This window comes from Mesorhizobium sp. KR9-304, assembly GCF_040049215.1.
Classification (GTDB): Bacteria; Pseudomonadota; Alphaproteobacteria; order Rhizobiales; family Rhizobiaceae; genus Mesorhizobium_K.
The window spans coordinates 375,899-398,301 of sequence record NZ_JBDZDN010000004.1; the positions used below are offsets into that span (position 1 = coordinate 375,899).

Annotated in this window: 23 protein-coding genes; 8 read left to right on the top strand and 15 right to left on the bottom strand. The window is 61.8% G+C overall.

Annotation, left to right across the window (positions count from 1 at the left end):
* Nucleotides 1-198: 198 nt before the first annotated feature.
* From ABLE71_RS21490 to ABLE71_RS21510, 5 genes are all read right to left on the bottom strand, one after another.
* Complete coding sequence (locus ABLE71_RS21490) at nt 199-1,218, bottom strand: ABC transporter permease (RefSeq protein WP_348785518.1); 1,020 nt, start codon at nt 1,216-1,218, stop codon at nt 199-201.
* Nucleotides 1,215-1,982: an ATP-binding cassette domain-containing protein gene (locus tag ABLE71_RS21495; RefSeq protein WP_348785519.1), complete on the bottom strand. Its 768-nt coding sequence runs from the start codon at nt 1,980-1,982 to the stop codon at nt 1,215-1,217. The genes ABLE71_RS21490 and ABLE71_RS21495 overlap by 4 nt, the downstream gene beginning before the upstream one ends.
* Before the next feature lie 49 nt (nt 1,983-2,031).
* A complete protein-coding gene (locus ABLE71_RS21500) occupies nt 2,032-2,997 on the bottom strand; it encodes a substrate-binding domain-containing protein (RefSeq protein WP_348785520.1) in 966 nt (321 codons plus the stop codon).
* 96 nt (nt 2,998-3,093) lie between these two features.
* Nucleotides 3,094-4,035: a sugar phosphate isomerase/epimerase gene (locus ABLE71_RS21505; RefSeq protein WP_348785521.1), complete on the bottom strand. Its 942-nt coding sequence runs from the start codon at nt 4,033-4,035 to the stop codon at nt 3,094-3,096.
* Nucleotides 4,032-5,075, bottom strand: coding sequence for a Gfo/Idh/MocA family oxidoreductase (locus ABLE71_RS21510; protein ID WP_348785522.1), 1,044 nt, complete (start codon nt 5,073-5,075; stop codon nt 4,032-4,034). The genes ABLE71_RS21505 and ABLE71_RS21510 overlap by 4 nt, the downstream gene beginning before the upstream one ends.
* Before the next feature lie 148 nt (nt 5,076-5,223).
* Between ABLE71_RS21510 and ABLE71_RS21515 the strand changes: the two genes are divergently transcribed.
* Nucleotides 5,224-6,258, top strand: coding sequence for a substrate-binding domain-containing protein (locus ABLE71_RS21515; protein WP_348785523.1), 1,035 nt, complete (start codon nt 5,224-5,226; stop codon nt 6,256-6,258).
* Nucleotides 6,259-6,472: 214 nt separating this feature from the next.
* Nucleotides 6,473-6,544, top strand: a complete 72-nt coding sequence (locus tag ABLE71_RS21520; protein ID WP_348785595.1) for a LacI family DNA-binding transcriptional regulator — start codon at nt 6,473-6,475, stop codon at nt 6,542-6,544.
* A gap of 106 nt (nt 6,545-6,650) precedes the next feature.
* Here the strand turns inward: ABLE71_RS21520 and ABLE71_RS21525 are convergent, their stop codons facing one another.
* From ABLE71_RS21525 to ABLE71_RS21565, 9 genes are all read right to left on the bottom strand, one after another.
* Complete coding sequence (locus ABLE71_RS21525; protein WP_348785524.1) at nt 6,651-7,130, bottom strand: hypothetical protein; 480 nt, start codon at nt 7,128-7,130, stop codon at nt 6,651-6,653.
* Between the two features lie 6 nt (nt 7,131-7,136).
* A complete protein-coding gene (locus tag ABLE71_RS21530) occupies nt 7,137-7,670 on the bottom strand; it encodes an NADH-quinone oxidoreductase subunit B family protein (RefSeq protein ID WP_348785525.1) in 534 nt (177 codons plus the stop codon).
* Between the two features lie 12 nt (nt 7,671-7,682).
* On the bottom strand, nt 7,683-9,218 hold the full coding sequence (locus tag ABLE71_RS21535) for an NADH-quinone oxidoreductase subunit C (RefSeq protein WP_348785526.1): 1,536 nt from the start codon (nt 9,216-9,218) through the stop codon (nt 7,683-7,685).
* Complete coding sequence (locus tag ABLE71_RS21540; RefSeq protein ID WP_348785527.1) at nt 9,215-10,666, bottom strand: hydrogenase 4 subunit F; 1,452 nt, start codon at nt 10,664-10,666, stop codon at nt 9,215-9,217. The genes ABLE71_RS21535 and ABLE71_RS21540 overlap by 4 nt, the downstream gene beginning before the upstream one ends.
* Nucleotides 10,663-11,325, bottom strand: coding sequence for a hydrogenase-4 component E (locus ABLE71_RS21545; RefSeq protein WP_348785528.1), 663 nt, complete (start codon nt 11,323-11,325; stop codon nt 10,663-10,665). Before ABLE71_RS21545 ends, ABLE71_RS21540 begins: the two co-directional genes overlap by 4 nt.
* Nucleotides 11,325-12,281, bottom strand: coding sequence for an NADH-quinone oxidoreductase subunit H (locus ABLE71_RS21550; RefSeq protein ID WP_348785529.1), 957 nt, complete (start codon nt 12,279-12,281; stop codon nt 11,325-11,327). The genes ABLE71_RS21545 and ABLE71_RS21550 overlap by 1 nt, the downstream gene beginning before the upstream one ends.
* Nucleotides 12,272-14,287: a hydrogenase 4 subunit B gene (gene hyfB, locus ABLE71_RS21555; RefSeq protein ID WP_348785596.1), complete on the bottom strand. Its 2,016-nt coding sequence runs from the start codon at nt 14,285-14,287 to the stop codon at nt 12,272-12,274. The genes ABLE71_RS21550 and hyfB overlap by 10 nt, the downstream gene beginning before the upstream one ends.
* Entirely contained in the window at nt 14,287-14,601 is a 315-nt protein-coding gene (locus ABLE71_RS21560) for a helix-turn-helix transcriptional regulator (protein WP_348785530.1), read from the bottom strand. The genes hyfB and ABLE71_RS21560 overlap by 1 nt, the downstream gene beginning before the upstream one ends.
* Nucleotides 14,602-15,091: 490 nt before the next feature.
* Complete coding sequence (locus ABLE71_RS21565) at nt 15,092-15,862, bottom strand: helix-turn-helix transcriptional regulator (protein WP_348785597.1); 771 nt, start codon at nt 15,860-15,862, stop codon at nt 15,092-15,094.
* A 174-nt stretch (nt 15,863-16,036) separates the two neighbouring features.
* Here ABLE71_RS21565 and ABLE71_RS21570 point away from each other — a divergent pair, with 174 nt between their 5' ends.
* Genes ABLE71_RS21570 through ABLE71_RS21590 form a run of 5 tightly spaced genes read left to right on the top strand, consistent with a single transcriptional unit; the run spans nt 16,037 to nt 20,752 of the window.
* Entirely contained in the window at nt 16,037-17,104 is a 1,068-nt protein-coding gene (locus ABLE71_RS21570) for an ABC transporter ATP-binding protein (RefSeq protein ID WP_348785531.1), read from the top strand.
* 34 nt (nt 17,105-17,138) lie between these two features.
* Nucleotides 17,139-18,290, top strand: a complete 1,152-nt coding sequence (locus ABLE71_RS21575) for a spermidine/putrescine ABC transporter substrate-binding protein (RefSeq protein ID WP_348785532.1) — start codon at nt 17,139-17,141, stop codon at nt 18,288-18,290.
* 10 nt (nt 18,291-18,300) lie between these two features.
* The gene (locus tag ABLE71_RS21580; RefSeq protein ID WP_348785533.1) at nt 18,301-19,167 is read left to right on the top strand and encodes an ABC transporter permease; all 867 of its coding nucleotides are present in this window, start codon (nt 18,301-18,303) and stop codon (nt 19,165-19,167) included.
* A complete protein-coding gene (locus ABLE71_RS21585) occupies nt 19,167-19,994 on the top strand; it encodes an ABC transporter permease (protein ID WP_348785534.1) in 828 nt (275 codons plus the stop codon). The genes ABLE71_RS21580 and ABLE71_RS21585 overlap by 1 nt, the downstream gene beginning before the upstream one ends.
* Nucleotides 19,991-20,752 carry an SDR family oxidoreductase gene (locus ABLE71_RS21590; protein ID WP_348785535.1) on the top strand — a complete coding sequence of 254 codons (762 nt, stop codon included), beginning with the start codon at nt 19,991-19,993 and terminating at the stop codon, nt 20,750-20,752. Before ABLE71_RS21585 ends, ABLE71_RS21590 begins: the two co-directional genes overlap by 4 nt.
* Before the next feature lie 333 nt (nt 20,753-21,085).
* On the opposite strand, the gene ABLE71_RS21595 is transcribed toward ABLE71_RS21590, so the two are convergent.
* Nucleotides 21,086-21,784: a glutathione S-transferase family protein gene (locus ABLE71_RS21595; RefSeq protein WP_348785598.1), complete on the bottom strand. Its 699-nt coding sequence runs from the start codon at nt 21,782-21,784 to the stop codon at nt 21,086-21,088.
* A 100-nt stretch (nt 21,785-21,884) separates the two neighbouring features.
* Between ABLE71_RS21595 and ABLE71_RS21600 the strand changes: the two genes are divergently transcribed.
* Nucleotides 21,885-22,346 (top strand): MarR family winged helix-turn-helix transcriptional regulator, encoded by a 462-nt coding sequence (locus ABLE71_RS21600; RefSeq protein ID WP_348785536.1) that lies wholly within the window; start codon nt 21,885-21,887, stop codon nt 22,344-22,346.
* Nucleotides 22,347-22,403: the final 57 nt, after the last annotated feature.

Consider the following 22,403-nt stretch of genomic DNA (forward strand, 5'->3'; position numbering starts at 1 on the left):
CTGAATATTTAGCTGGCCACTGGCTGCTCACCCCATGCCGGTAAGGTTCCCCGACCGGACGCCAACGCAGGCTGCACGACCTCTGCAGCAAACGCAGCGCTGATGGCTTAAACAGCTCGTCGGAGCGTTAAGCTTGAGTTCGTGTCCGACCCGTTTTCGTCACCATGTCGGAACTGATTGGCTCAGTTCGTTTCCAGGCTAGCGATAGCGGACTTGGTTCCAACGGTGTCCGAGGAGCGATAGTATGATGATCAAGCCATAGAAGAACTGCACGTAGAAGCCGGACAGTCCTACGCCGACCACCCCGGTCTGGATGAACGAAACGGTTACCGCGCCGATCGCCCCGCCGACCACGGTGCCTATTCCACCCCATGGCGGCGTGCCGCCGACGAACACCGACGCGATCACCGGCAACAGGTAACCGTCGCCCGAGGTCGGCCACCAAGTGAAGTTGATCATGGTCGAGAACACGCCGGCAAGCGCGGCCCCGAGCCCCATCAAGCCGAACACCTTCACGCGGGTCCAATTGACGTTAATTCCCATTTCATTGGCGCTGTCGGGGTTGTCGCCGACCACGTGCACATGGGCGCCGAACCTGTGACGGTTGTAGAGCATCGCGCAGAAGGCCACGAACAGGACAGCCCAGAACATCTGGACGGGAACCCCGAACACCTTGCTGGAGAACAGCTTGAAAGCCAGGCTATCGACAAGGTCCGGCATTGCGATCGATTTCGAGTTCGTGACGATCAGGATGACACCGCGCAGCATGAAGTTCATTCCCAGCGTCGCCACCAGCGAGGACAGCCCGCCGTAGACGACGAGCGCGCCGACGCCGAAGCCCAGAACAGTGCCGAACGCAATCGCAGCCATCATGGCGAGAAGCGGGTCGTATCCGGCTTGCACGACCACGGCGAATGCCAGGGAGGCAAGCCCCATGACAGCCGGGAATGACAGGTCGATCTCGCCGGACGTCACGACAAAGACCAGCGGTGCGACCAGGAACAGCGTTACGGGCAAGGTGGTCATCACCGCCGTATAGAGACCCCAGTTCGAGAACACTGTGGGGTTTGCTACGAAGAAGGCGAGCAGCATGAGCCAGAAGATCGCAAGCGAGCCCAGGGCCGCCCGATTGCCTATGATGAACCGACGCAGAGGGCGCTCGGCAGGGTGCCTGTCCACCGAAACCGGGGGCGTTGCTCGGGCAACATCGGTCATCATGCAACCTCTCTCGTGTGATGCGGCTTGGCGATGTCTTCCATGAACTGGATCAACTCGTGCGCCGAGCCCACATCGGCCTTCTTCTTCTCCATCGCGACCTTGCCCCGATCTATCACCACGAAGCGCTCGGCGATGTCGTAGACGTGATGGATGTTGTGGCCTATGAACACGATCGACCGGCCGGACGCGCGCACCTGGCGGACGAAATGGAAGACCTTGGCGGTTTCCGTCAGCGACAGCGCGGTCGTCGGCTCGTCGAGCACGATCAAATTGGCCTGCTTGAGGATGGCGCGTGCGATAGCCACACCTTGCCGCTCCCCACCGGAGAGCTGGCCGACGATCGAGTGCGGCGAAAACACTTTCGACGTGAAGCCGATCTCGCGCATCAGCCGCTCGGCCTCCGCAACCTGCTTGCGCATGTTGAGCCAGCCAAAGGGGCCCGCCAGTTCGCGTCCCATGAAGATGTTGCGCACGATCGATTGCTGCACCGCCAGCGCGCGATCCTGATAGACGGTTTCTATTCCGGCGCCGCGGGATCGCGCCGGGCTCCAGTTGCTGACGGCGCTGCCGTTAACCAGAATCTCGCCGGAAGTCGGCTTGATGACGCCGGCAAGGATCTTGATCAGCGTCGACTTGCCGGCGCCGTTGTCGCCGAGCAGCCCGACCACCTCCCCCTGGTTGACGTGAAGGCTCACTCCGCCAAGCGCATAGATCGTCCCGTACGACTTGGTGATGTTTCGCAACTCGATGATGGGTGCGGTCATGGTTCCTCCGCAGATGGGCGCCGTCGTTGCCGACGGCGCCGTTTTTCGCTTAGCGCAGGCCCTGTGTCGCGAGATCGGCCACCGTCTCGTAGTTGTCGGGCGTCACGAACCCGGCGCCGGTATCCACATTGATTGCCGCAAGGCCGTACACCGCCTGCTGGCAGAGGCTGAGGATAGGCAGATACCCTTGCAGGAAGGGCTGCTGATCCGCGGTGAGTTGTACCCAGCCTTCCTTGAAAGCTTCGACAATCTGCGGGCTCGTGTCGAAGCCGATCTGCACGACCTCACCCGGCTTCTTGCCCGCGGCCTTCATGTATGCAGGCGCGTTTCCCAAGAGCTGGCCTCCCGGATAGACGATCGCCTTGATGTTGGGCTTGCTGGTCAGCGCCGCGGTGATGACCGGGATCGCCAGGTTGGGATCGGCGGCCCATTCCGTCGGCGAAGGCATGCGCGTGACCGTCAGACCTGCCGCCTCAAGCGCGTCGGCGGCCGCACCCTCGCGGACGTAACGTTCGGGCTGCTGGTCGAACGGACCGAACACGAGCACTTCGTCGCCCGCCTTCAGCCCGAAGCGCCGCACCGACTCTTCGCCAAGCGCCGTGCCTTGCGGGCCTTGCTGGGCACCGACGTAGCCGCCGCCGAACTTTGCCACGACAGCAGGAAGCGGCACGTTCTGGTACATCATCTTGATGCCCGCGCTGGACGCCTCCTCGGCAAGCGGCATTATGGCGGCCTCGCCCGCATGGCCCATCATGGCGATCCCATCGGGTTTCGCCGCTACCGCTTCGCGCAGCTGCTGCACCATCGTCTCTGCCTTCCAGCCCGAGAAGACGTAGTCGACCTTGGCTCCCGTATCGTGGGCGGCCTGCACGGCCCCATTGTACACGATCGAGGCGAATGCGTCGCCCTCCGCGCCGCCCGCGAAGAAGCGGATCGTGACATCGCTGCACCACTTGTCGCGCAGCGCTTCGGCGCCGGCGGCAGTCGCCATGGACGCCAGCGCCACGGATGCCATTGCAAATGCTTTTAGAGAAGTCCTGCCGTAAATCATCACTTCCTCCCTTTGTGCTGTCGCACGGTTGGCCGGTCGCTTCGCGGCCGGCATTGCTCCCTACTCACCACGCCCCAGCGATGGATCTCCCCCCTCGTAGTGCGCGGTAAGATTCACGAAATCGCCACCTCGGGACTGCTTGAGGTGGTTGAGCGCCGCTACCTGTCCGGTCATTTCGAGCGCATCGCGGTAGACCGGATCGTGCCAGCCCTCGATGTCGATCGACCCGGACCAGCCGGCGAGGCGCAACTCGCTGATGATGTCGGTCCAGTTGCTGTCCCCGAAACCCGGGGTGCGCATGAAGACGAACGGATGTTTGCCGAAGATGCCGTGCTCGCGGATGACATCCCAGCGCACGGTCGCGTCCTTGCCATGGACATGGAATATGCGATCGGCCCATTTCCTGATCTGCGGCAGCGGATCGATGAGATAGACGAGCTGATGGCACGGCTCCCATTCGAGGCCGACATGCTGGTCAGGCGTTTCGTTGAACATGAGTTCCCAGGCGTCCGGATTGTGGGCGATGTTCCAATCGCCCGTCTCCCAGTTGCCGTTCATCGCGCAATTTTCGAAGGCAATCTTGATGCCCTTGTCGGCGGCGCGCCTGGCTAGGTCAGACCAAACCTCCCTGTAACGCGGCAGGCTCTCGACCAGCGGCCTGCCGCGCAGGCGGCCGGTGAAGCCAGCCACGCAGGTCGCGCCGAAATGGTGGGCGTTGTCGATGCACGACTTCCAGCCCTCCAGCGTCGCCAGGTCCAGCTCGCCCGTCTCAAGCGGATTGCCGAACATGCCGAGGGTCGAAATGGTGATGTCTCGGTTCCCGATCGCATCCTGGCAACGCCTGCCCAGTTCACCAAGATTCTGCCCGTTCGTCGTCTGCCAGAAAAACGGCTCGAAGCTCTCAAAGCCGAGATCGGCGATCTCCGCGATTCGCTCTGCGGCATTGCCTCCCGTGGCGTTGATCATGGTTCCGATGCGTATGGACTTTGCCGGGTTGTTCACGCTGCCTCCTGCACGTCGATCGGAACCCGCCTGCGCGCCGCGGCGCTTTCGATGGCCGAAAACACCATCGCCAGGCTTCTGATGTTGTCGCGGCCGCTGGTTTCCGGTTCGCGGCCGTTTTCTATCGCCCCCAGGAAGTCGTCGATGACGCTCACATGCCCATTCGCAAGGCGCGGATCAGGCGCCGGCGGAACGTCGACTTGTCTCAGTGGGCGGAAGAAGCCGTCATTGCCGTCGACGACATTCAAGGCGAAGTGGTCTTCGCCGTCCCACAAGAGCGTGCCTCTCGGCCCCACGATCCTCCATGCCGAATCCCAGCTGGTGTTGGCGCCCTCGGCGCTCCACGAACCGCGATAGGTGAAAATGACATCGCCGGTGAACTCGAAAATCGCATTCGCGGCCGAGCCGTACGCGTACCAGGAACCCGACGGATTGCTCTCATGGCAGTAGACCGCGACCGGTTCCTGCCCGGAGAGGAACCGCGCCGCGTCGAAGGTGTGGATCGCCATGTCGAGTAGCAGAACGTGCTGCATCACGTCCCGGAAGCCGCCGAAATGCGCCCCGACGAAGAAGTCGCAATGGATCGCGTTCACGGTTCCGAGTAGGCCGCTCTCGATTGTGGCGCGGACCCGTCGGATACCCTCCTTGAACCGTCTGTTCTGGCACACCGCGAACAGGCGTCCGGCCCGCGACGCCGCCTGCCGAATCTTGCGGGCGTCTTCCATAGTGGTCGCCATCGGCTTTTCGCTGAGGACGTGACATCCGCGGCCAAGGCTCGTTTTCACGACGTCAAGCCTCGCCGAGGGAACGGCGACGTCGAACACGATCTGCGGCCGCAAGTCTGACAGCATCCCATCCAGGTCGATACCGGCGGGACATTCCGAGATGTCGAACTCGCTGCGCAGCCGCTCGGCGGCAGCAAGGTCGAGGTCAACGAGGCCGGTCAGCACGACCCGGTCCTTCAGGGCCGGCTCGCGAAGCGCGCGCACCCAGGTGGCAGCCATGTTGCCACATCCGACCAGGATGGCCTTTTTGCGCAAATTCCCCTCCCCGGCAATCAGCACACGCCCGCAAGCGCCTAGACGTTCGTAAGCGCTTACGTTTCTCCGTAAGCGTTTACGGAACTATACTTTGCTCGATAACCGTGTCAATTGCCTGTTTTTCGGCGCTGGGGGAACCATACCAAGAATGCGAGGCATCGCGCGACTGGCGAAGGAGTTGGGCATCTCCACCGGCACGGTCTCGCGGGCGCTCAACGGCAAGCGCGACGTGAGTGAAGAGACCAGGCGAAAGGTCTTGGAGGCGGCGGCACGCCTCGGCTACGCACCCAACCAGGCCGCCCGCGCACTGGCGCAGGGCACGACGCGCTCGATCGGCTTCATGATCGAACTTGATCCTGAAACCGCTGCCAGCAGCGATTACTTTTTCATGGGTGTCTTCGACGGGGTGCAGAGCGTGCTGACCCGACACGGTCTGGACCTGTTGGTATTGCCGTGCCCGACAACACAGGATCGCTACCAGTATCTCGAACGCTTCGTGGCGCGGGGTGTGGTTGATGGCATCATTCTGGCGTCAACCCAGCGCGTCGACCCGCGCGTGGACCTGCTTCAGTCGGTCGGCATCCCCTTCGTGACGCTTGGACGGAGCACTTCTGGGGACGGATACTCCTGGATTGACCTGGACTTCGAAGGCGTCGTGAACACAGCCATGGACCGCTTCGTGTCGCAGGGGCATAGCCGCATAGCAGTGACGCTGCCGTACGGAGGCGTGAATTTCGGAGCCGTGTTCGAGCAGGCCTACCGGGCTGCGCTTCGGCGTCATGGGCTGGACTTCGATCCGCACCTCGTTTTCGAGACGCGGCGCAATGAGCAGGCCGGCTACCGGCTCGTCGACAAAATGATTGCCCTCGACGTGCCGCCGACAGCGATCCTCCTCATCTACGAGGTGGCGGCGATCGGCATCTACCGCAGGCTGGCGGAACTGGGGCTCGTGCCTGGCCAGGACCTCGCGGTCATAGCGTTCAGGGACGAACCGACCGTTCGGTTCCTCGAACCGTCAGTCACCTGCTTCAGCGTTTCGCTCCGAGATATCGGCGTCTCAATCGCCGAGGCGATTCTCGCCCAGTTCCCCGCACATGCAGGCGCCTATCCATCCGGCATCGTCCAGAAACTCTGCCATCTCGAATTGCGCGCAGGTAAAAGCGATGGTCCGGCGAGGCATTGATCGGCGGCCTGCTTGGAGCGCCGCACAAATGGTATCAGCGACGCGGTTCTCTCAATGGCGCGGATTGCATCGATATCACTTGGGACTTCGCCACCTCATCCGTTGCTAGGTCCGCACAAAATCCTTGGACCCGCCCGGACTTGGAACGGAAAGGGCGGAGACCGTGAGCGCTGGTGACACGACAATCAATGCGGTGCGGCGAGCGCGCCCGACCATGGTCGATGTGGCTCGCTCGGCAGGGGTGTCGCAGGCTACCGTCTCACTGATCCTTAATGGATGCCTGTGACGCACCCTCATTACACGGTTTTTGAGCTGCTCCCCGTCTTTGGATCGCCCCGGGCAGGAACTTCCGGGGTGGGAGGCTCAGGGCGGAACGGCCGCCGAGGAGCCTTTCATGAGCGATATCGGCGGCTTGTTGCCGATCGCGCTGTGGGGTAGGATTGTGTGGCCGAGGCGATCCAACCAGGTCCGAGATAGCGGGCAGCCGCGATCAACAAATCTGGCGGTGGGCGAAGCGCCAATATCGCCATCCCGACCGAGGCTAACGTAACTTGGGTCAGCAGGCTTTTCGTCGCATGATCCGGTTCAATCGGACGCATAAGGCGGGATGCAAGACGGATGCGCGTAGCGGTGAAATCAATGAATCGATCACCGGTCAGCGCTACCCCCAAAGCGATCAAGAGGTAAATCCATCGCAGAAGAGGCAGAAGTGAGTCCATTTTGGATTCGACATCGCCATCGATGTTCGGAGGTGCCAGAACAATCAGCTCCTGTTGGACCGTCAGAAACACGGCAAATGGCACTGTTCCCGCAGCTATGAATTGAATGAACGCCGCGGCCAGACCAGCTTGAAACAGCAGCAACCGCGACATCCCACCTCACAGAGTGCGCTTTGGTACGTTCACCCCGTCAAGCAACGCGAGCAGCCCTCTTAGAATCTCGATCGGCGGCGGTGGGCAGCCGGGTATATGCAGATCGACCGGCAGCACCTCCGATACCCCGCCCACGACAGCGTAGCTCCCCGCGAAACACCCTCCATCCTTGGCGCAGCCGCCGATAGCGACGACCCATTTGGGGTTCGGTGTTGCATCGTAGGTTCGCTTCAAGGCCTCGCGCATGTTTTTGGTGACTGGTCCGGTGACGAGCAGCACATCGGCATGTCGCGGCGAAGCAACGAAACGGATTCCGAAACGCTCGATGTCGTAGAATGCGTTGTTGAGCGCATGCATTTCAAGTTCGCAGCCGTTGCAGGAACCCGCGTCGACGGCACGGATCGACAGGCTTCGCCCCAGCCGTTTGCGAGCAGCGCCAACCAGCGCCCGGGCGAGCTCGTCGACCGCCGAGTCGCTCGCCGATGGCGAACGCTCGGTGAGGGGCGGCTGGATCAGGCCATTGAAGAGGAGCTTGCGCATGACAGCCTGCCTTCAGAGATCGTGACCGGAATAGGAGCAGTTGAACGACTTGTTGCAAAGCGGAAAGTCGGCGACGATGTTCCCCTCGATGGCTGCTTCGAGAAGCGGCCATTGGAACCATGACGGATCGCGCAGATGACAGCGCTCCACCACGTTGCCTTCGGAGATGCGGAGCCAGACGAGAATGTCGCCACGGAAACCCTCGACGAGCGCCATGCCTTCACCTGGCCCATTCGCCTCCGCAACATCGACACGGACCGGGCCGTCAGGCAGCCGTTGCAGGATTTGGTCGACCAGGGAAATGCTCTGCTCGACCTCGCGGATACGAATCCAGACACGGGCATTGACGTCGCCCTCCCGCAGGACAGGCACGTCGAAGGCGAGATCGTCATAAGGCGGATAGCCGGGCGTACGCCGGGCATCGAAATCCTGGCCGGAAGCCCGGCCGACATATCCTCCCGCTGCATACTGCCGGGCCAGTTCCGTTTCTAGCTTGCCGGTCGCGACTGTCCGGTCTTGCAGCGACGTGGTGTTGTCGTAAAGTTTGATCAGAGCCGGGAACCGCCGCCTGATCTCGCCGATCAGAGACCGGATCGCGGTCGCCCCCTCATCGTTGAGGTTGCTTGCTATCCCCCCAGTCACGATACGATCGCGCATCATTCGGTGGCCGAAGGCCGCATCGCTCGCGCGCAACACGCGCTCGCGCAGCACGCCGCAGTGGGCATGCATGAGTGCGAAGGCGGCGTCGTTGCAGATGGCGCCGATATCTCCCAGATGGTTCGCCAGGCGCTCCAACTCGGCCATTAGCGCTCGCAGCCAGACGGCCCGCCGTGGAGCCTCGACACCCCGTGCCGCTTCGATCGCACGGGCAAAAGCCAGAGAATACGCCACGGTGCTGTCGCCGGACGTTCTGCCTGCAAGTTCGGCGGCACGATCAATATGCGAACCCGCCATCAGGCCTTCTATGCCTTTGTGCACATAGCCAAGACGCTCTTCCAGTCGAACGATCGTTTCGCCGCTTGCGGTAAATCGAAAATGGCCTGGCTCGATGATGCCTGCATGCACCGGTCCAACCGGAATCTGGTGCAGGCTCTCACCCTCGGCGGGCAGGAAGTTGTAGGGATGTGCCGACACAGGCGCTGGAATGGCCTGTCCCAACGGATGGCTGATGCCCCATTGGCCGTGATCGAGCCACGGGCGGGGATCCGGCAGCCCCTGCGGCAAGAACCCGAACAGGTCGGCGGCCGCACGCTCAAGGCGCAATGCCGGCGGATGCAACTTGCCGACCGAGGGATAGCGACCATCAGGGCATTCCAGACTGATGACGCCGATGTCTCGAACCTCGTCGACAAGCGCCATGTGGACGGTACCCGGCTCACCCCAGAGGCCGAGCAGGTTCCAGCGGCCTCCTGCGAGTTGTTCGACTGCGACGTTCCAGCCTTTCGGAGTCACCACGGCGCGCGCCCACGGAGCGTGATGTTCAATGCGTTGACCAGCAAGGATGATATCGGCCAGCGCGGGTAAGCTTTTCCTGGTCGCCCGCTTCATCCCAGAATCCTCGCGACATGCTGGAACCACGTGACGAGAGGCGGCGGCAGATAGATGCCGGCAGCAAATACCAGCGCCAGGTGGGAATACATCGGCACGTAGGATGCCTCTGCCGGTGCGGTGCTGCCGCGCGGCTCACCGAAGGCGACACCGGTCAACCGGAGCAGCAGAGCGCCAAAGGCAAGCAGAAGCCCGAATACCAGCGGTATCGCCAGCAGCGGCTGTCTGGCAAATGTCGAACTTACGACGAGGAATTCGCTCATGAAGATGCCCAGCGGCGGAAGGCCGGCGATGGCGACGACGCCCATGACCAGCGCCCAGCCCAGTCCGGGATGGGTTTCCGTCAGCCCGCTAATGTCGGCGATCTTTTGTGTGCCCTTAACCTGCGAAATGTGGCCGACTGCAAAGAAGATTGCCGACTTGGTCAGGCTGTGCATCACCATGTGCAGCAGGCCGGCAAAGTTGGCGAGTGGGCCGCCCATGCCGAAAGCAAATACTATGATGCCCATGTGCTCGATCGAGGAATATGCGAACAGGCGTTTGATGTCGCGGCGGCGGTAGAGCATGAAGGCCGCGAAGATGAGGGACGTGAGCCCCATTGTGATCATCAACGGTCCAGGCGCAATCGCGTCCGGACTGGCGGCCAGCAACAGCTTGAAGCGCAGCACGGCATAGAGCGCGACGTTGAGGAGCAATCCCGACAACACCGCGGAGATCGGTGTCGGGCCTTCGGCATGGGCGTCAGGCAGCCAGGCATGCAGAGGGGCAAGGCCAACCTTCGTCCCATAGCCAAGCAGCAGAAAGACGAAGGCGACGTTAAGCAAGGCCGGGTCGAAGCGCGCTGCATGCACTATGAGCACTGTCCAGACCATAGCATTCGTGCCCTCGCCGACGACCGGCTGTGCGGCCATGTAGACGAGGATGGTGCCAAAGAGCGCAAGCGCGATGCCGACGCTGCCCAGAATGAAATACTTCCAGGCCGCCTCCAGCGCTTCATGCGTGCGGTAGAGACCGACCATGAGCACGGTCGTCAGCGTTGCAAGCTCCACCGCCACCCACATCAAACCGATATTGTTCGACACGAACGCGAGGTTCATGCCGAACATCATGATCTGAAACATTGCGTGGTAGAATCGCAAATTCGACACGGTCAGGCGGCCGGTCTCCAGTTCGTGAGCGATGTAGGAGGCGCTGAAGACGCTGGTCGTAAAGCCGACGAACGTGTTGAGAACGATGAAAACGATATTGAGATCGTCGACGAGCAGGTACTGTCCCGGCTGGGGCCGATCCGTGACGAGCAGCGAAAGAGCTGCGAGCAGGGTGAGGAAGCTTGCGGCGACGTTCAGGCGCGCCGTGACCCGGTAGTTCGGGAACGCTGCCAGCAGTGCGGCCGCACCGACGGGTATCAGTAAAATGGCCGCCACTGCATCGAAGGAGAACGCGGTCATCGGCGTTCTCCCCTGTAGTCGTCGAGTGCGCCGATATCCACCGAGTCGAACCGTTCGCGAATCCGGAACAGGAAAACGCCGATGACGATGAACGCAATGAGGATCGAGAAGGCGACGCTGATCTCGACGACCAGCGGCATGCCCTTGGCGCCTGTGGCGGCAAGGACCAGACCGTTCTCGAGCGACATGAACCCGACAACCTGGCTGACGGCATTTCGGCGGGTCACCATCACCAGGAGGCCAAGCAATATTATGGATAGCGCGAAGGCCAGATCCTCGCGCGCCAGCGGATCGGCTTCCGGAGTGACTCGCAGCATCAGGACCATGGACAAGGTGACCAGACCTATTCCTGCGAGCATGGTCGGACCGATGCCAACGGCGGTCTCGATGTCACGATGGATGCCGAGGCGCTGAATGATGCGGTGAAGCCCGACGGGAATGACGATCGCCTTGAAAACGAGGGCGATCGCCGCTGTGACGTAGAGATGATGGGCGTCCTGAATGTAGGCCTGCCAGGCCACGGACAAAGCGAGGACGACGGCATGCAGCGCGAAGACGTTGATCAGCGCAAAGAGGCGATCCTGATAGAGCATCATGAAGCTGACCAGCACCAGACCGCCGGCCAGCAGGTGAGCGATGTCGAAGGTGAGGCCGTGCATCAGAGGCTCCGCGAGACAAACAGCAGGAGCGTGCCGAGCAGGGCCAGCATGAGCGCCGCACCCAGGAAATTCGGAACCCGGAAAACACGCATTTTGGCGATGGCGGTCTCGAAAAGGGCGAGGAGAACGCCACAGACGGCAAGCTTGCCCATGTAGACGATGACGCCCAGGACATAGGACCCCGCGCTGGCGCTGGCGGTCACCAGTCCCCAGGGTACGAAGACGCAGGAGATCAGCGACACATAGAGCAGAAGTTTCAGGAAGGCGGCGAACTCGATCATCGCCAGGTGGCGACCGGAATATTCCAGGATCATCGCCTCGTGAACCATGGTGAGTTCCAGATGCGTTGCCGGGTTGTCGACCGGTATGCGGGCGTTTTCGGCGATCGCCACCATGACGAGGGCGATGAGTGACATCCCGAGCGATACCCGCAGCCCGACGTCGGGCGATCCCATAACGGCGGCGACCGTCGAGAGCTGGGTCGCTCCGGCGATGAGCGCCAGACTGAAGACGATCAACAACATGGCCGGCTCAGCCAGCGAAGCGATCATGACCTCGCGGCTGGAGCCGATGCCGCCAAAGCTCGTGCCGACATCCATGCCTGCCAGCGCCAGGAAAAACCGTGTGCTTCCAAGCAGCGCGACAATGGCTATGAGGTCCGCGGTCCAGCTGAATTTGAGGCCGGTTGCGAAAGTCGGGATTAGCGCAGCAGCAACCCAGGTGGCGGCAAAGACCAGGTAGGGCGTGGCTCGGAACAGCCAGGACGCGTTGTCGGCTAGGACAACCTCCTTGCGCATGAGCCGCAGAAGATCGCGATAGGGCTGGATGAGCGAAGGTCCCTGGCGCCGCAGCAGTCTCGCCTTCACCTTGCGCACGAAGCCGGTCAGAAGCGGCGCAAGCAACAGCACCAGCATCATCTGCGCGCCCTGGATCGCCAGTTCAAGAATCAGGGCCATAGCGCGAGGACCAGAAGCAAGGTGACGAGGTAGAGAAAGACGAGGGTCAGATAGCGACGGATCGTCAGGAACTGCAGATGGTTGAGTCTCTCTGCAGCAAAACCGATTGCGCCGGCGATCGGCCGATAAAACGTCTCCCAGATCGGATCGTGCATTTCGACATCAAGGCGGGCCGGGCCGGTCGCGCCCGGTGGCGGCATCTCCACCTTTTCCGTGGCGCGGAATGCGAATGTGCCGAAGACGCGGCGAATCGGCTGTGCGAAGCTGACGGCCGAATATTGCGCGGCTGGACTTATGTCGGGGAAGCCGCAACCCCAGGCAGGGCCTCGGCGGAGCGCGCGCGAGGCGAAGCGGTGGATAACGTACGCGGCGAGCGACGCGGAAACCGCAATGAACAGGAACACCAGAAGACCATTGTAGGAACTCCGGCTCTCGGCGATCGGCACGATCGACAGCCAGGGCTGCGCCATCTGCACAGGCATGCGGTTGCCGACAAGCGAAAGCGTCACCGACGAAAGGTTGTCTATGACAAGACCCGGCAGGATGCCGGCGAGCAGGCAAAGTGCTGCAAGAGCGAACATCGCCGCCAGGGAATAGCGGTCTACCTCGTGCGCGTGTTCCACCGCTGCGGTCCGTGGCCGGCCGAGAAACGTGATCCCGAACGCTTTCACGAAGCAGGCGGCCGCAAGTGCCGCCGAGAGCGCCAGCAGGCCGCCGACAGCGGGCACCATGACCTTCAGCCCCCATTGAGGCAGATCCGGGCTCTGCAGTATAGCCTGAAAGGCCAGCCATTCGGAGACGAACCCGTTGAAGGGGGGAAGCGCGGAGATCGAGACGCAGCCGACAAGAAAGACAAAACTGGTCAACGGCATGCGATGGATGAGACCGCCCAGCTTCTCCATGTCCCGCTCGCCCGTCGCCGTCAGCACGGCGCCCGCGCCAAAGAACAGCAGGCTTTTGAAAAAGGAATGGTTGAGAATGTGGAAGAGGGCGGCGGTGAGCGCCAACGCCGAAGCGAGAGGCATCGCATTCGCCTCAAAGGCCAGCGCGAGACCGAGGCTTACGAAAATGAAGCCGATGTTTTCGATCGTGCTGTAGGCAAGGAGACGCTTCAGATCCTTTTCCATCAATGCGTAGAGGATTCCGAGAACCGCTGTCAGGCCGCCGAGGAAAAGCACGACAACGCTCGACCACCATGTCGGCTCGCCGAGCAGGTCGAAAATGACGCGCATGAAGCCATAGGCGGCGACTTTGGTCATGACGCCGCTCATCAGGGCAGAGACATGGCTCGGCGCCGCCGGATGAGCGAGCGGCAGCCAGACGTGAAGGGGAACAAGGCCGGCCTTGGAGCCGGCGCCTAGCAGCATGAGGATCAGCACAGCGGCGGCAACGAACTGGTTTGGCTCGGCGGCACGCATTGCGTCGAATGTGTAGTTTCCACCTGGTCCGGACAGCAGACCGAATGCGAGCAGCAGAGCGAGCGTGCCGAAGCTCGCCATGACGAGATAGATGTAGCCCGCCCTTGCATTGTCCTTTTCGCGATGGTGAGCCATGACGAGCGCCCAGGAGGCAAGCGACATAAACTCCCAGGAAAGCAGGAACGTGAAAGCGTCGTCCGCCAGCACGACAAGATTCATGCCGGCGAGGAAGGCTGGGAAGAAGGGTAGAACCCGATGCGGCGCCGGTTCGTGGCGACCATAACCGAGACCGTAGAGACTGGCCGCGGCGCCTCCGAGGTTGACGACGACGAGAAAAAACGTCGAGAGCGGATCCAGGCGAAAATGAGCACCGATCCACGGTAGCCCGAGCGGCAGCGTGACAACCGATGCGCCGGCAGGGTCGCTCGTCAGGTGGCTTGCGACAATCGCGAACACGACGGCTGAAACGCCAAGTGTCGAACCGTAGATCAACCGCGTTGCCGCACCATTTCGAGCCACGACAACAGCCAGTGCCGCGGTTCCCAGGAGCGCGGCGACACCCCCCAAAAGGAGCGCGGCAGCTGAAATCACGCCCCGCCCCTTCCCCCGAAGCGGGATTCCACGCCACTGCTGCCCGAAGTCCTGGCGAAATTGAACTCTGCTTTTAGCCGAACGCCGCGCCCGCCGGTCTGACTGGTCGCACCCTCCCCAATCAATTCTATCCCGGCATCCTCAAGAGCCGAAATCAGTTTCATCAGCGAATCGACATTGCCTCGGATCATCGCCCCGCTGGCCTCCATCCGCTGGATTGTGGGCACCGAAAGGCCCGACAATTCGGCAAGCCTGCGTTGGTCGATACCGAGGAGCGCCCTCGCGGCACGCAATTGGGGAGCAGTTATCAAGGGTCGCCGTTGTCAGCTTTGAGGCATGAGTTCTCCTTACTATAGCATACGTTGGAATGTGCAATGGTCAACTACTGATGTTCAGGCCATCGCTATCGATGGCTCGTGCGGCCCTAGGACGTTGCGACGCCAAGAAGGGAACGGTCGCAGCCACCAGCACCCAAAGCTTGCGAGGGAAGCGATGGCGATTGGCCCTGTGGAGTGTTTTAAAGGCAATAGCTAAGGATCTTGCGGTATCGTCACCGCGAAGGTCGGCAACGGGTCACCTATAGTCATCATGCCTTGTGACCTGGACGTCCGCTCTTGCCTTTTGGACGCCAAAAGCTGCTGGTCCGCTGCCGGCCCCGTTGCAGTCAGGCTACAATGCGCCTCAACTCGGCCGTTCAGTTCAACGTTTTCAATCCCCGGAAGCAGACGCGATGACCATGATAGCGCTGTCCGTCGAATGGCTGCAAATGCTACAGACTGTCGGAGCCAACACTGCTCCCGCCTACATGCTCTTGAGATACAGAGACAAGAGTTGGGTCTGAGAAGAAATGCTGAGCTTTCGGTAGACGTTGCGGCGATGAACCTTGACGGTTCCAGTGGTGATGCCTAGTCGGCGCCCAACAGCCTCCGACGAATGCCCTTGAAGGACCAGATCGACGATCGCCGCCTCGCGTGCGGTCAAGTTGAGCCTGCCCCAAACACCCTCGACACGAGCTGGTACGGAGCTTGGCTGGCGTCTACCATGCCCATCCTGGTCGACGAAACGCGTTGCGAGGCTGCCCCAATGGCGCCTTACCAGCGCATCCACGAGTGGCTCGGCCATCTTGAGCTGCCGCCACTCGCGCGGCGAAAAGATTCGCGAGCTCGTCCGGCGCATAAGCGAGAGCACAACCGTCGTGTCCTCCTCCAGGCGCACGAAGAAGCCGATCTCTTCCGCCAGCCGCGTCTGCGAATAGTAGGTGCGGAAATACTCACTCGAGAAGAAACGGTCAGGCGCCAGATCAGACATGCGCACAGCACCCGACAGGCCGTTGCGCGCGGCATGGTAGAAGGGGTCGAGCAGGTAAGGGCCTTTTTGATAGAGTCTGACGAAGACCTGATAGTCTTCCACCCCGAACGTAGAGTAGAGGTCGATCGGCCGTTCCGCCTGACGATAAGCGAAAACTACGACGAAATCGAAATGCGCCAACGCGGCCATAGCCTCGCCGAATGCATCGCCAACTTCCCGATCTTGAAGGGAACCGGGCGCCAGTAGGGTGGAAACCACCCCCATCAGGCGGCCGAGATCCGGACCTTTGGTCATCGCAATCTATACCCCGCGAGGCGTGACACGCGCGAAACTACCTCTCTTGGGGTATATCCCTTACGGGCAGCTTTTCGCTAGCCTGTCGCTTTCAGCCTGATGGGAACTGCGGGTGATGGAGCCACAACGCCGGTGACAAGCAGGGTGTCAGGGGCCGCGACGAATGACGTCGAGTTCCAGGGCGTAAGCAAACGCTACGGCGAGGTGCTGGCCGTATCCGGGATCGACCTAGGCGTGCCAAAGGGGGCTTTCGTTGCCCTACTCGGCCCCTCGGGCTGCGGTAAGACCACGTGCCTCCGGATGATCGGCGGCTTCGAACAGCCCAGCGAAGGCACCGTGCTCATTGACGGCAAGTCCATGAACGGCGTGCCTGCCTACCAGCGCCCTGTAAACATGGTTTTCCAGCACTACGCCTTGTTTCCGCATCTCGACGTCCAAGCTAACGTTTCCTACGGCCTCCGCCAACGCCGCCCGCGGATCGATCGCCGCGAGATCGACCGTCGCACGCTTGAGGCGCTGGAATTGGTCCGCCTTGGTGGCTTCGCCGCACGTCGCATTGACGAGATGTCCGGCGGCCAACAGCAACGGGTGGCGCTTGCGCGCGCGATCGTCAACCGTCCCTCGGTGCTGCTTCTCGACGAACCATTGGCGGCCCTCGACCGAAAGCTCCGAACAGCAATGCAGATCGAACTGCAAAGCCTGCAGCGAGAACTCGGCATCACCTTCGTTCTCGTAACCCATGACCAGGAAGAGGCTCTTTCGATGAGCGATCTGGTCTGCGTGATGAACGCCGGGCGTATCGAGCAGATGGCGCCACCGCAGCAGGTCTACGACCGGCCGGCGACACTGTTCGTCGCTGATTTCGTCGGCAAGACCAACCGCATATCCGGCACAGTCGAAGCCGACGGCGCTTCGCTGCGTCTGGCCGACGGAAGGGCGATACAGGTTCCACGCAAAGCTCCGGGTGCAGCGACCGCGGTGCTGCGGCCAGAAGCGGTTCACATCGCGCGCGGCGACCGAAGTGACGGTTTCGCGGGTACAGTGACGCACCGCATCTTTCTTGGCAATTTCGTGGAATACGCGATCGCAGCGGACGGGCTGGGCGAGATGCTGGTCACGGCTGACCGCAGCGCGGCACGCCAGACAATCGATCCGGGCGAACGGGTAACGCTCAGCTTCGCCCCAGAGAGCCTGCTCATATTTCCGGCATAAAAAAATCAACCAGACGAAAAAAAGGGGAACGTGCATGACCAAGTTCAGGACTACGCCGATCACCGCCGCCGAACTCACTGCCGAGTTCATGCGGCTGAAGCGCGGCTCCGTAACCCGCCGCCATTTTCTCGCTGTAACGGGGCTGGGGGCGGCGGCCGCTATCATGGGCCGCTCGGGTGTTTTCTCGCTCGACGCGCATGCCCAGGAACTCGGCACGCAGATGTCGCTCGCAACCTGGCCGAACTACCACGATCCGGCGACATTCGAGGCTTTCACCGCCAAGACTGGCGTTGCCGTCGAGGTCAACGTGTTCGGTTCCAACGAGGAGATGCTGGCCAAGTTGCAGGCCGGCGGTACTGGCTGGGACCTGTTCGTGCCAACCAATTACACGATCTCGACCTACGCCAAGCTCGGCCTGATCGACACGCTCGATCTTTCGAAGGTGCCGAACTTCGATCCGGCGACGCAGAACCAGCGCTTTACCAACGAGGGCACAATAGACGGCAAGGCTTATGCATTACCAAAGAACTGGGGCACCACCGGCATTGCCGTCAACACGGGCAAGCTGAAGGCACCGGTGACGAGCTGGAAGGAATTCTTCGAAGTTGCGCAGACCGAGGGCGACGGACGCGCGATGGTGCACGACTACCAATTGACCACAATCGGCAACGCGCTGGTCTCGCTCGGCTATAGCTTCAACTCGGTCGATGCAGCAGAACTCGCCAAGGCGGAGGAACTTCTCATCAAGGTGAAGCCGCACCTCTTCGCCATCAATAGCGACTACCAGCCCGCAATGCGCGCCACCGACGCCTGGATGACAATGTGTTGGACGAATGACGGCGCGCAGCTCAACCGTGACATGCCGGAAATCGCTTTCATTCTCGGCTCGGACGGAGGCGAGATCTGGTCGGACTTCTACGCGATCCCGACCAGCGCCGCGAACAAGCCTGCCGGCTATGCGCTCCTCGATTACCTGATGACGCCTGAAAACGCGGTCAAGGAACACATCGCAAACGGCACGCCGACCACCGATAGCCGCGTGCTGGCGCTGTTGCCAGCCGAACTCACCGGCAACAAGATCGTCTATCCGGACGAAGCGGCGCTGACGAAGCTGGAGTTCGGTGCGGCGGTCACCCTGACCGACCCGGCGCGTGCCGAGGTCATGGCACGCTTCAAGTCGGCCTGATCGCACACGCATGGCGCTTCAGGCCGGAACACGACGCAGCCTGGTGACGGCGGGGCTCGCTGCCCCCGCCGCGCTCTGGCTGCTCGGCTTCCTTGTTCTGCCCTTCCTCGCAATGCTGGTCTTCGCCTTCGGGCAGCGCGCGCCCGAAGGCGGCTATTTGCCTGCATTCACCTTCGAACAGTTCCTGAACCTGCCGGCGCGCGCCACTGCTTTCGCCAACACGCTCATGCTGGCGCCGGTCGGCGCGATGTTGTGCCTCGTCGTCGGCTACCCAGTTGCCTACTATCTCGCCATACGCGCCGAACCGCGTCATCGGTTGTTGCTCGTCTCGCTTATCGTTGTTCCGTTCTGGACAAGTTTGCTCGTGCGTACCTACGCGTGGATGTACATCCTTGGTTCGCGCGGTCTGCCAAACCTCCTGGACATGATCGGCTTGCCCGACATCCGAATGCTGAACACGCCCGGTGCCGTGCTGGTCGGCATCGTCTACGGTTACCTACCGCTGATGATCATGCCGATCTACGTGTCGCTTGAGAAGCTGGACCGTAGGCTGCTTGACGCTTCGGCGGACCTGGGGGCGAGGCCTCTATCGACATTCATTGGCGTGACCCTGCCCTTGTCGATGCCGGGCGTCATGACCGGCACCGCACTGGTCACGATCCTGCTGCTCGGCGAATACCTGATCCCGCAGCTTCTTGGCGGCGGCAAGGTTTTCTTCATCGGCAACGCACTGGTCGACCTGTTTCTGCAGTCGCGGAACTGGCCATTTGGTTCGGCGATCGCCGTCACGCTGGTCGTCGTGGTAGTCGTTGTGCTGGCGATTGCTATGCGCATCGCCTGGCGCTTCGCTGGCACCCGGCGGGTCGACCTCGTCTGATGCGCGCGCTTGTCTTCGCTGTGTATCTGTTCCTCTACGCACCGATCGCGCTGGTCGTGCTATTTTCGTTTAACGCCGGCCGCAGCGCCAGCGAATTCACCGGCTTCTCGCTGGCCTGGTACAGCAAGGCGTTCTCCAACACTTTCCTGATCCAGGCACTCGTCAACAGCCTAGTCATCGCGACCATCAGCGCCGCCTTGGCCGCGGTGGTAGGCACAATGGCGGCCCTCGCCATTGAACGTATGGGGCCACGCATGCGCACCATCTTCGACGCGCTGTTTGCTGCGGCGATTGTGGTGCCGGGCGTGGTCATCGGCATCGCCACGCTGGTCGCGCTCGCCGCGGTCTTCTCGGTCATCAATCCGGCAGTCGCCAGCATATGGCCCGGAGACCGCCCACCACAGTTCCGGCTCGGCTACGCGTCGATCATAGCCGCCCACGGACTGTTCTCGATGGCGGTGGTGACGATGATCGTCAGAGCACGAATCGCCAGCCTCGGCCGCGACATCGTCGAGGCGTCGAGCGACCTCTATGCGACGCCGCTGGGAACGTTCCGCCAGATCGTTCTGCCACAGATCATGCCGTCGATCCTCGCAGGCTTCCTCCTCGCCTTCACCTTCTCTTTCGACGACTTCATTGTCGCCTTCTTTGTCGCAGGGTCGAATACGACGCTGCCGATCTATGTCTTTGCGTCAATCCGCCGTGGCGTGACGCCTGAGATCAACGCCGTGGCCACCTCGGTACTCGTCGCGTCGCTTGTCCTCATCTTCGCCGCGCGTTTGCTGATGCGCGAGAAAAAACCCAGAAAGGCAGGAGGTGTCGAATGATCCTGAAGGATCGTGTCGCGTTGGTCACCGGCGCCGGCTCTGGTATCGGACGAGCTGGTGCCGTCTTGTTGGCGCGCGAAGGCGCGACCCTCGTCGTGCTTGATCGAAACCACGAGACAGGCGCGGAAACGGTCGGGACGATCAGGGCAGAAGGCAACGACGCTGATTCATATGCTGTCGACGTCACCGACGACGACGAGCTTTCCGCAGTGATTGCGGATGTACTGGCGCGTTATGGCCGCATCGACATCCTGCACAACCACGCCGGCGCTCAGGTTTCCGGGGACCTCGAGACGGTAGACCCGGACGGCTTCGACCGGTCGTGGGACCTTAACGTGCGCGCCCATTTCATGGCGGCGCGTCTGGTGATGCCGGCGATGAAGGCCGCCCGCAAGGGCGTGATCCTCAACACTTCCTCGAGTTCCGGCGTGCTCTATGATCGAGAGATGATCGCCTACACCACCAGCAAGCACGCCGTGATTGCGATGACGCGCCAGATGGCGGGCGACTATGGCCGCTTCGGTATCCGCGTCAACGCGCTGTGCCCTGGCTGGGTCGATACTCCGTTCAACGATCCATTCATTGCCCAGATGGGTGGCCGCGGCCGGATCGAAGCCTACATGCAAGACAGAGTGCCGCTAGGCCGATGGGGCACTGTCGATGAGATTGCCGAAGCGATCCTGTTTCTCGTATCCGACCGGTCGTCCTATATGACCGGCCAGATTCTCGTCGTCGATGGTGGCGAGACGGTTGTATGAGTCGATCGGCCCCGAATCTCAGCATTTGCTTTCTTGCTATAAGAACCGACCCGCCTAACACCTTCCCTAAGCTGCCAGTCTGCAAAGCGCCTCATCTCGGACATCGAGCGCTTGTGCGAGAATATCAGGAAGCAGACGTTTCGGCATAGGCATCAGCATGCATGGGCATAGGCATCGGCAATGCCCGCGATCCGATTGAGCACTTGCTCGATCACAGGGGCCTCTCAGTCTTGCGACGATCGAGATTGCACCTGGCCTGCGGATCGTTGGCGCGGAGGTGTTGTCCTGGCAGAGCGTCCACATCAACGGCCTTCCGGCCGACGCAGGCGTCTATCAGGCAGCAGACCTCTGGACTGCGCCAGTTTCTCGCACCAGAAAGGCGTCGTGCCGGTCGAGAAATTCGAGCAGCCGTTCTGCATAGTCGACGCCAACGGCGTTCTTGACGCTGGCGCGGCTGGCTAACGACCGGCGCCAAGCGCCCACCTTAGGCAGTCCGTCGAAGACGTGGCTATCCGACAGGGTGTCGAACACATCGAAGTAGCGGAACACGGGTGCAAACACTGCGTCCACAAGGCTGAACGCGTCGCCGGAGAAGAAGGGACCTTCGTCCAGCGCGGCTTCGACGCGGGCGAATTTCGCTGCAAGCGCCGCAGCCTTTGCCAAATAGCCGGCTTCATCGCGCGCTGTCTCGAGCCCCCAAACGTCGCCGAGCACCGCCGAACCGAACTCCATCCACGCGCGATGGCCGGCACGGTCGAGCGGATCGGTAGGGTGCAGTCGGGGACCGCTTAGCGCCTCGTCGATATACTCGCAGATCACTGCGCTTTCGAAGATGACGGCTTCGTTGCCGTCGTCGCGCCGGATAACAAGGAGCGGCACCTTGCCAAGAGGCGAGATCGTCGTGAACCAGTCCGGCTTGGCCGAAAGGTCCACATAAACACGCTCGAACGGAATGTCCTTTTCGGCCAGCACGATGGCCGCGCGCTGGACGTAGGGGCACAGGTGGTGGCTGATCAGGGTGAGCTTTTGCATAGACATGGAAGCCTCCTTCAATGGGCTGACTCGCGATACATGCATATGCATCTACTTATCACCCCTTGCCTTGCCCTGCAAGATAGATGTAGATGCATCTATGTCGAAATCGTCTCATGGTGCCACCAAGCAAGCTCCCAGCTCCGCTGCCATGCAAGCCTGGATCGCCCTCATGCGGACGCAGAAGCGGTTGCTGGATCTGGTCGAGAACGACCTCAAACGGGCCGGGTTGCCTCCACTCGGCTGGTACGACGTACTGCTGGAGCTATGGCGCGCGGACGGCGGGCGCCTCAGGCCGCTCGATATCGAGAAGCGCACGCTGCTTGCGCAATACAATCTGTCGCGCCTGCTCGCCCGGCTCGAGCGCGAAGGGCTGATTGGCGTGGAGGCCGATCCCGAGGATGGCCGCGGCAAGTGGGCGGTTATCACGAGCGAAGGCCTGGCCGTGCGCGAGGCCATGTGGGCGGTTTATGCCGGCTCCATCCGCGAACATGTCCAGAGCAAGCTCAGCGAAGACGAGGCAACCCGGCTTGGAACATTGCTCGCACGGATTTCCACATGAGCCGGACGGTGTGATAGCGTGGCGGGCCATTCGACGAGTGTCCTTCCTGCGGCCTCG

Coding starts and splice junctions, on each gene's coding strand:
- ABLE71_RS21550 (WP_348785529.1), bottom strand. CDS start 12,281: ATGGCCCTGATTCTTGAACTGGCGATCCAGGGCGCGCAGATGATGCTG.
- ABLE71_RS21535 (WP_348785526.1), bottom strand. CDS start 9,218: ATGAAGCGGGCGACCAGGAAAAGCTTACCCGCGCTGGCCGATATCATC.
- ABLE71_RS21545 (WP_348785528.1), bottom strand. CDS start 11,325: ATGCACGGCCTCACCTTCGACATCGCTCACCTGCTGGCCGGCGGTCTG.
- ABLE71_RS21585 (WP_348785534.1), top strand. CDS start 19,167: ATGCGCGCGCTTGTCTTCGCTGTGTATCTGTTCCTCTACGCACCGATC.
- ABLE71_RS21580 (WP_348785533.1), top strand. CDS start 18,301: ATGGCGCTTCAGGCCGGAACACGACGCAGCCTGGTGACGGCGGGGCTC.
- ABLE71_RS21600 (WP_348785536.1), top strand. CDS start 21,885: ATGTCGAAATCGTCTCATGGTGCCACCAAGCAAGCTCCCAGCTCCGCT.
- ABLE71_RS21565 (WP_348785597.1), bottom strand. CDS start 15,862: ATGGGGGTGGTTTCCACCCTACTGGCGCCCGGTTCCCTTCAAGATCGG.
- ABLE71_RS21595 (WP_348785598.1), bottom strand. CDS start 21,784: ATGCAAAAGCTCACCCTGATCAGCCACCACCTGTGCCCCTACGTCCAG.
- ABLE71_RS21515 (WP_348785523.1), top strand. CDS start 5,224: ATGCGAGGCATCGCGCGACTGGCGAAGGAGTTGGGCATCTCCACCGGC.
- ABLE71_RS21575 (WP_348785532.1), top strand. CDS start 17,139: ATGACCAAGTTCAGGACTACGCCGATCACCGCCGCCGAACTCACTGCC.
- ABLE71_RS21540 (WP_348785527.1), bottom strand. CDS start 10,666: ATGACCGCGTTCTCCTTCGATGCAGTGGCGGCCATTTTACTGATACCC.
- ABLE71_RS21525 (WP_348785524.1), bottom strand. CDS start 7,130: ATGTCGCGGTTGCTGCTGTTTCAAGCTGGTCTGGCCGCGGCGTTCATT.
- ABLE71_RS21500 (WP_348785520.1), bottom strand. CDS start 2,997: ATGGCATCCGTGGCGCTGGCGTCCATGGCGACTGCCGCCGGCGCCGAA.
- ABLE71_RS21530 (WP_348785525.1), bottom strand. CDS start 7,670: ATGCGCAAGCTCCTCTTCAATGGCCTGATCCAGCCGCCCCTCACCGAG.
- ABLE71_RS21590 (WP_348785535.1), top strand. CDS start 19,991: ATGATCCTGAAGGATCGTGTCGCGTTGGTCACCGGCGCCGGCTCTGGT.
- ABLE71_RS21490 (WP_348785518.1), bottom strand. CDS start 1,218: ATGATGACCGATGTTGCCCGAGCAACGCCCCCGGTTTCGGTGGACAGG.
- ABLE71_RS21495 (WP_348785519.1), bottom strand. CDS start 1,982: ATGACCGCACCCATCATCGAGTTGCGAAACATCACCAAGTCGTACGGG.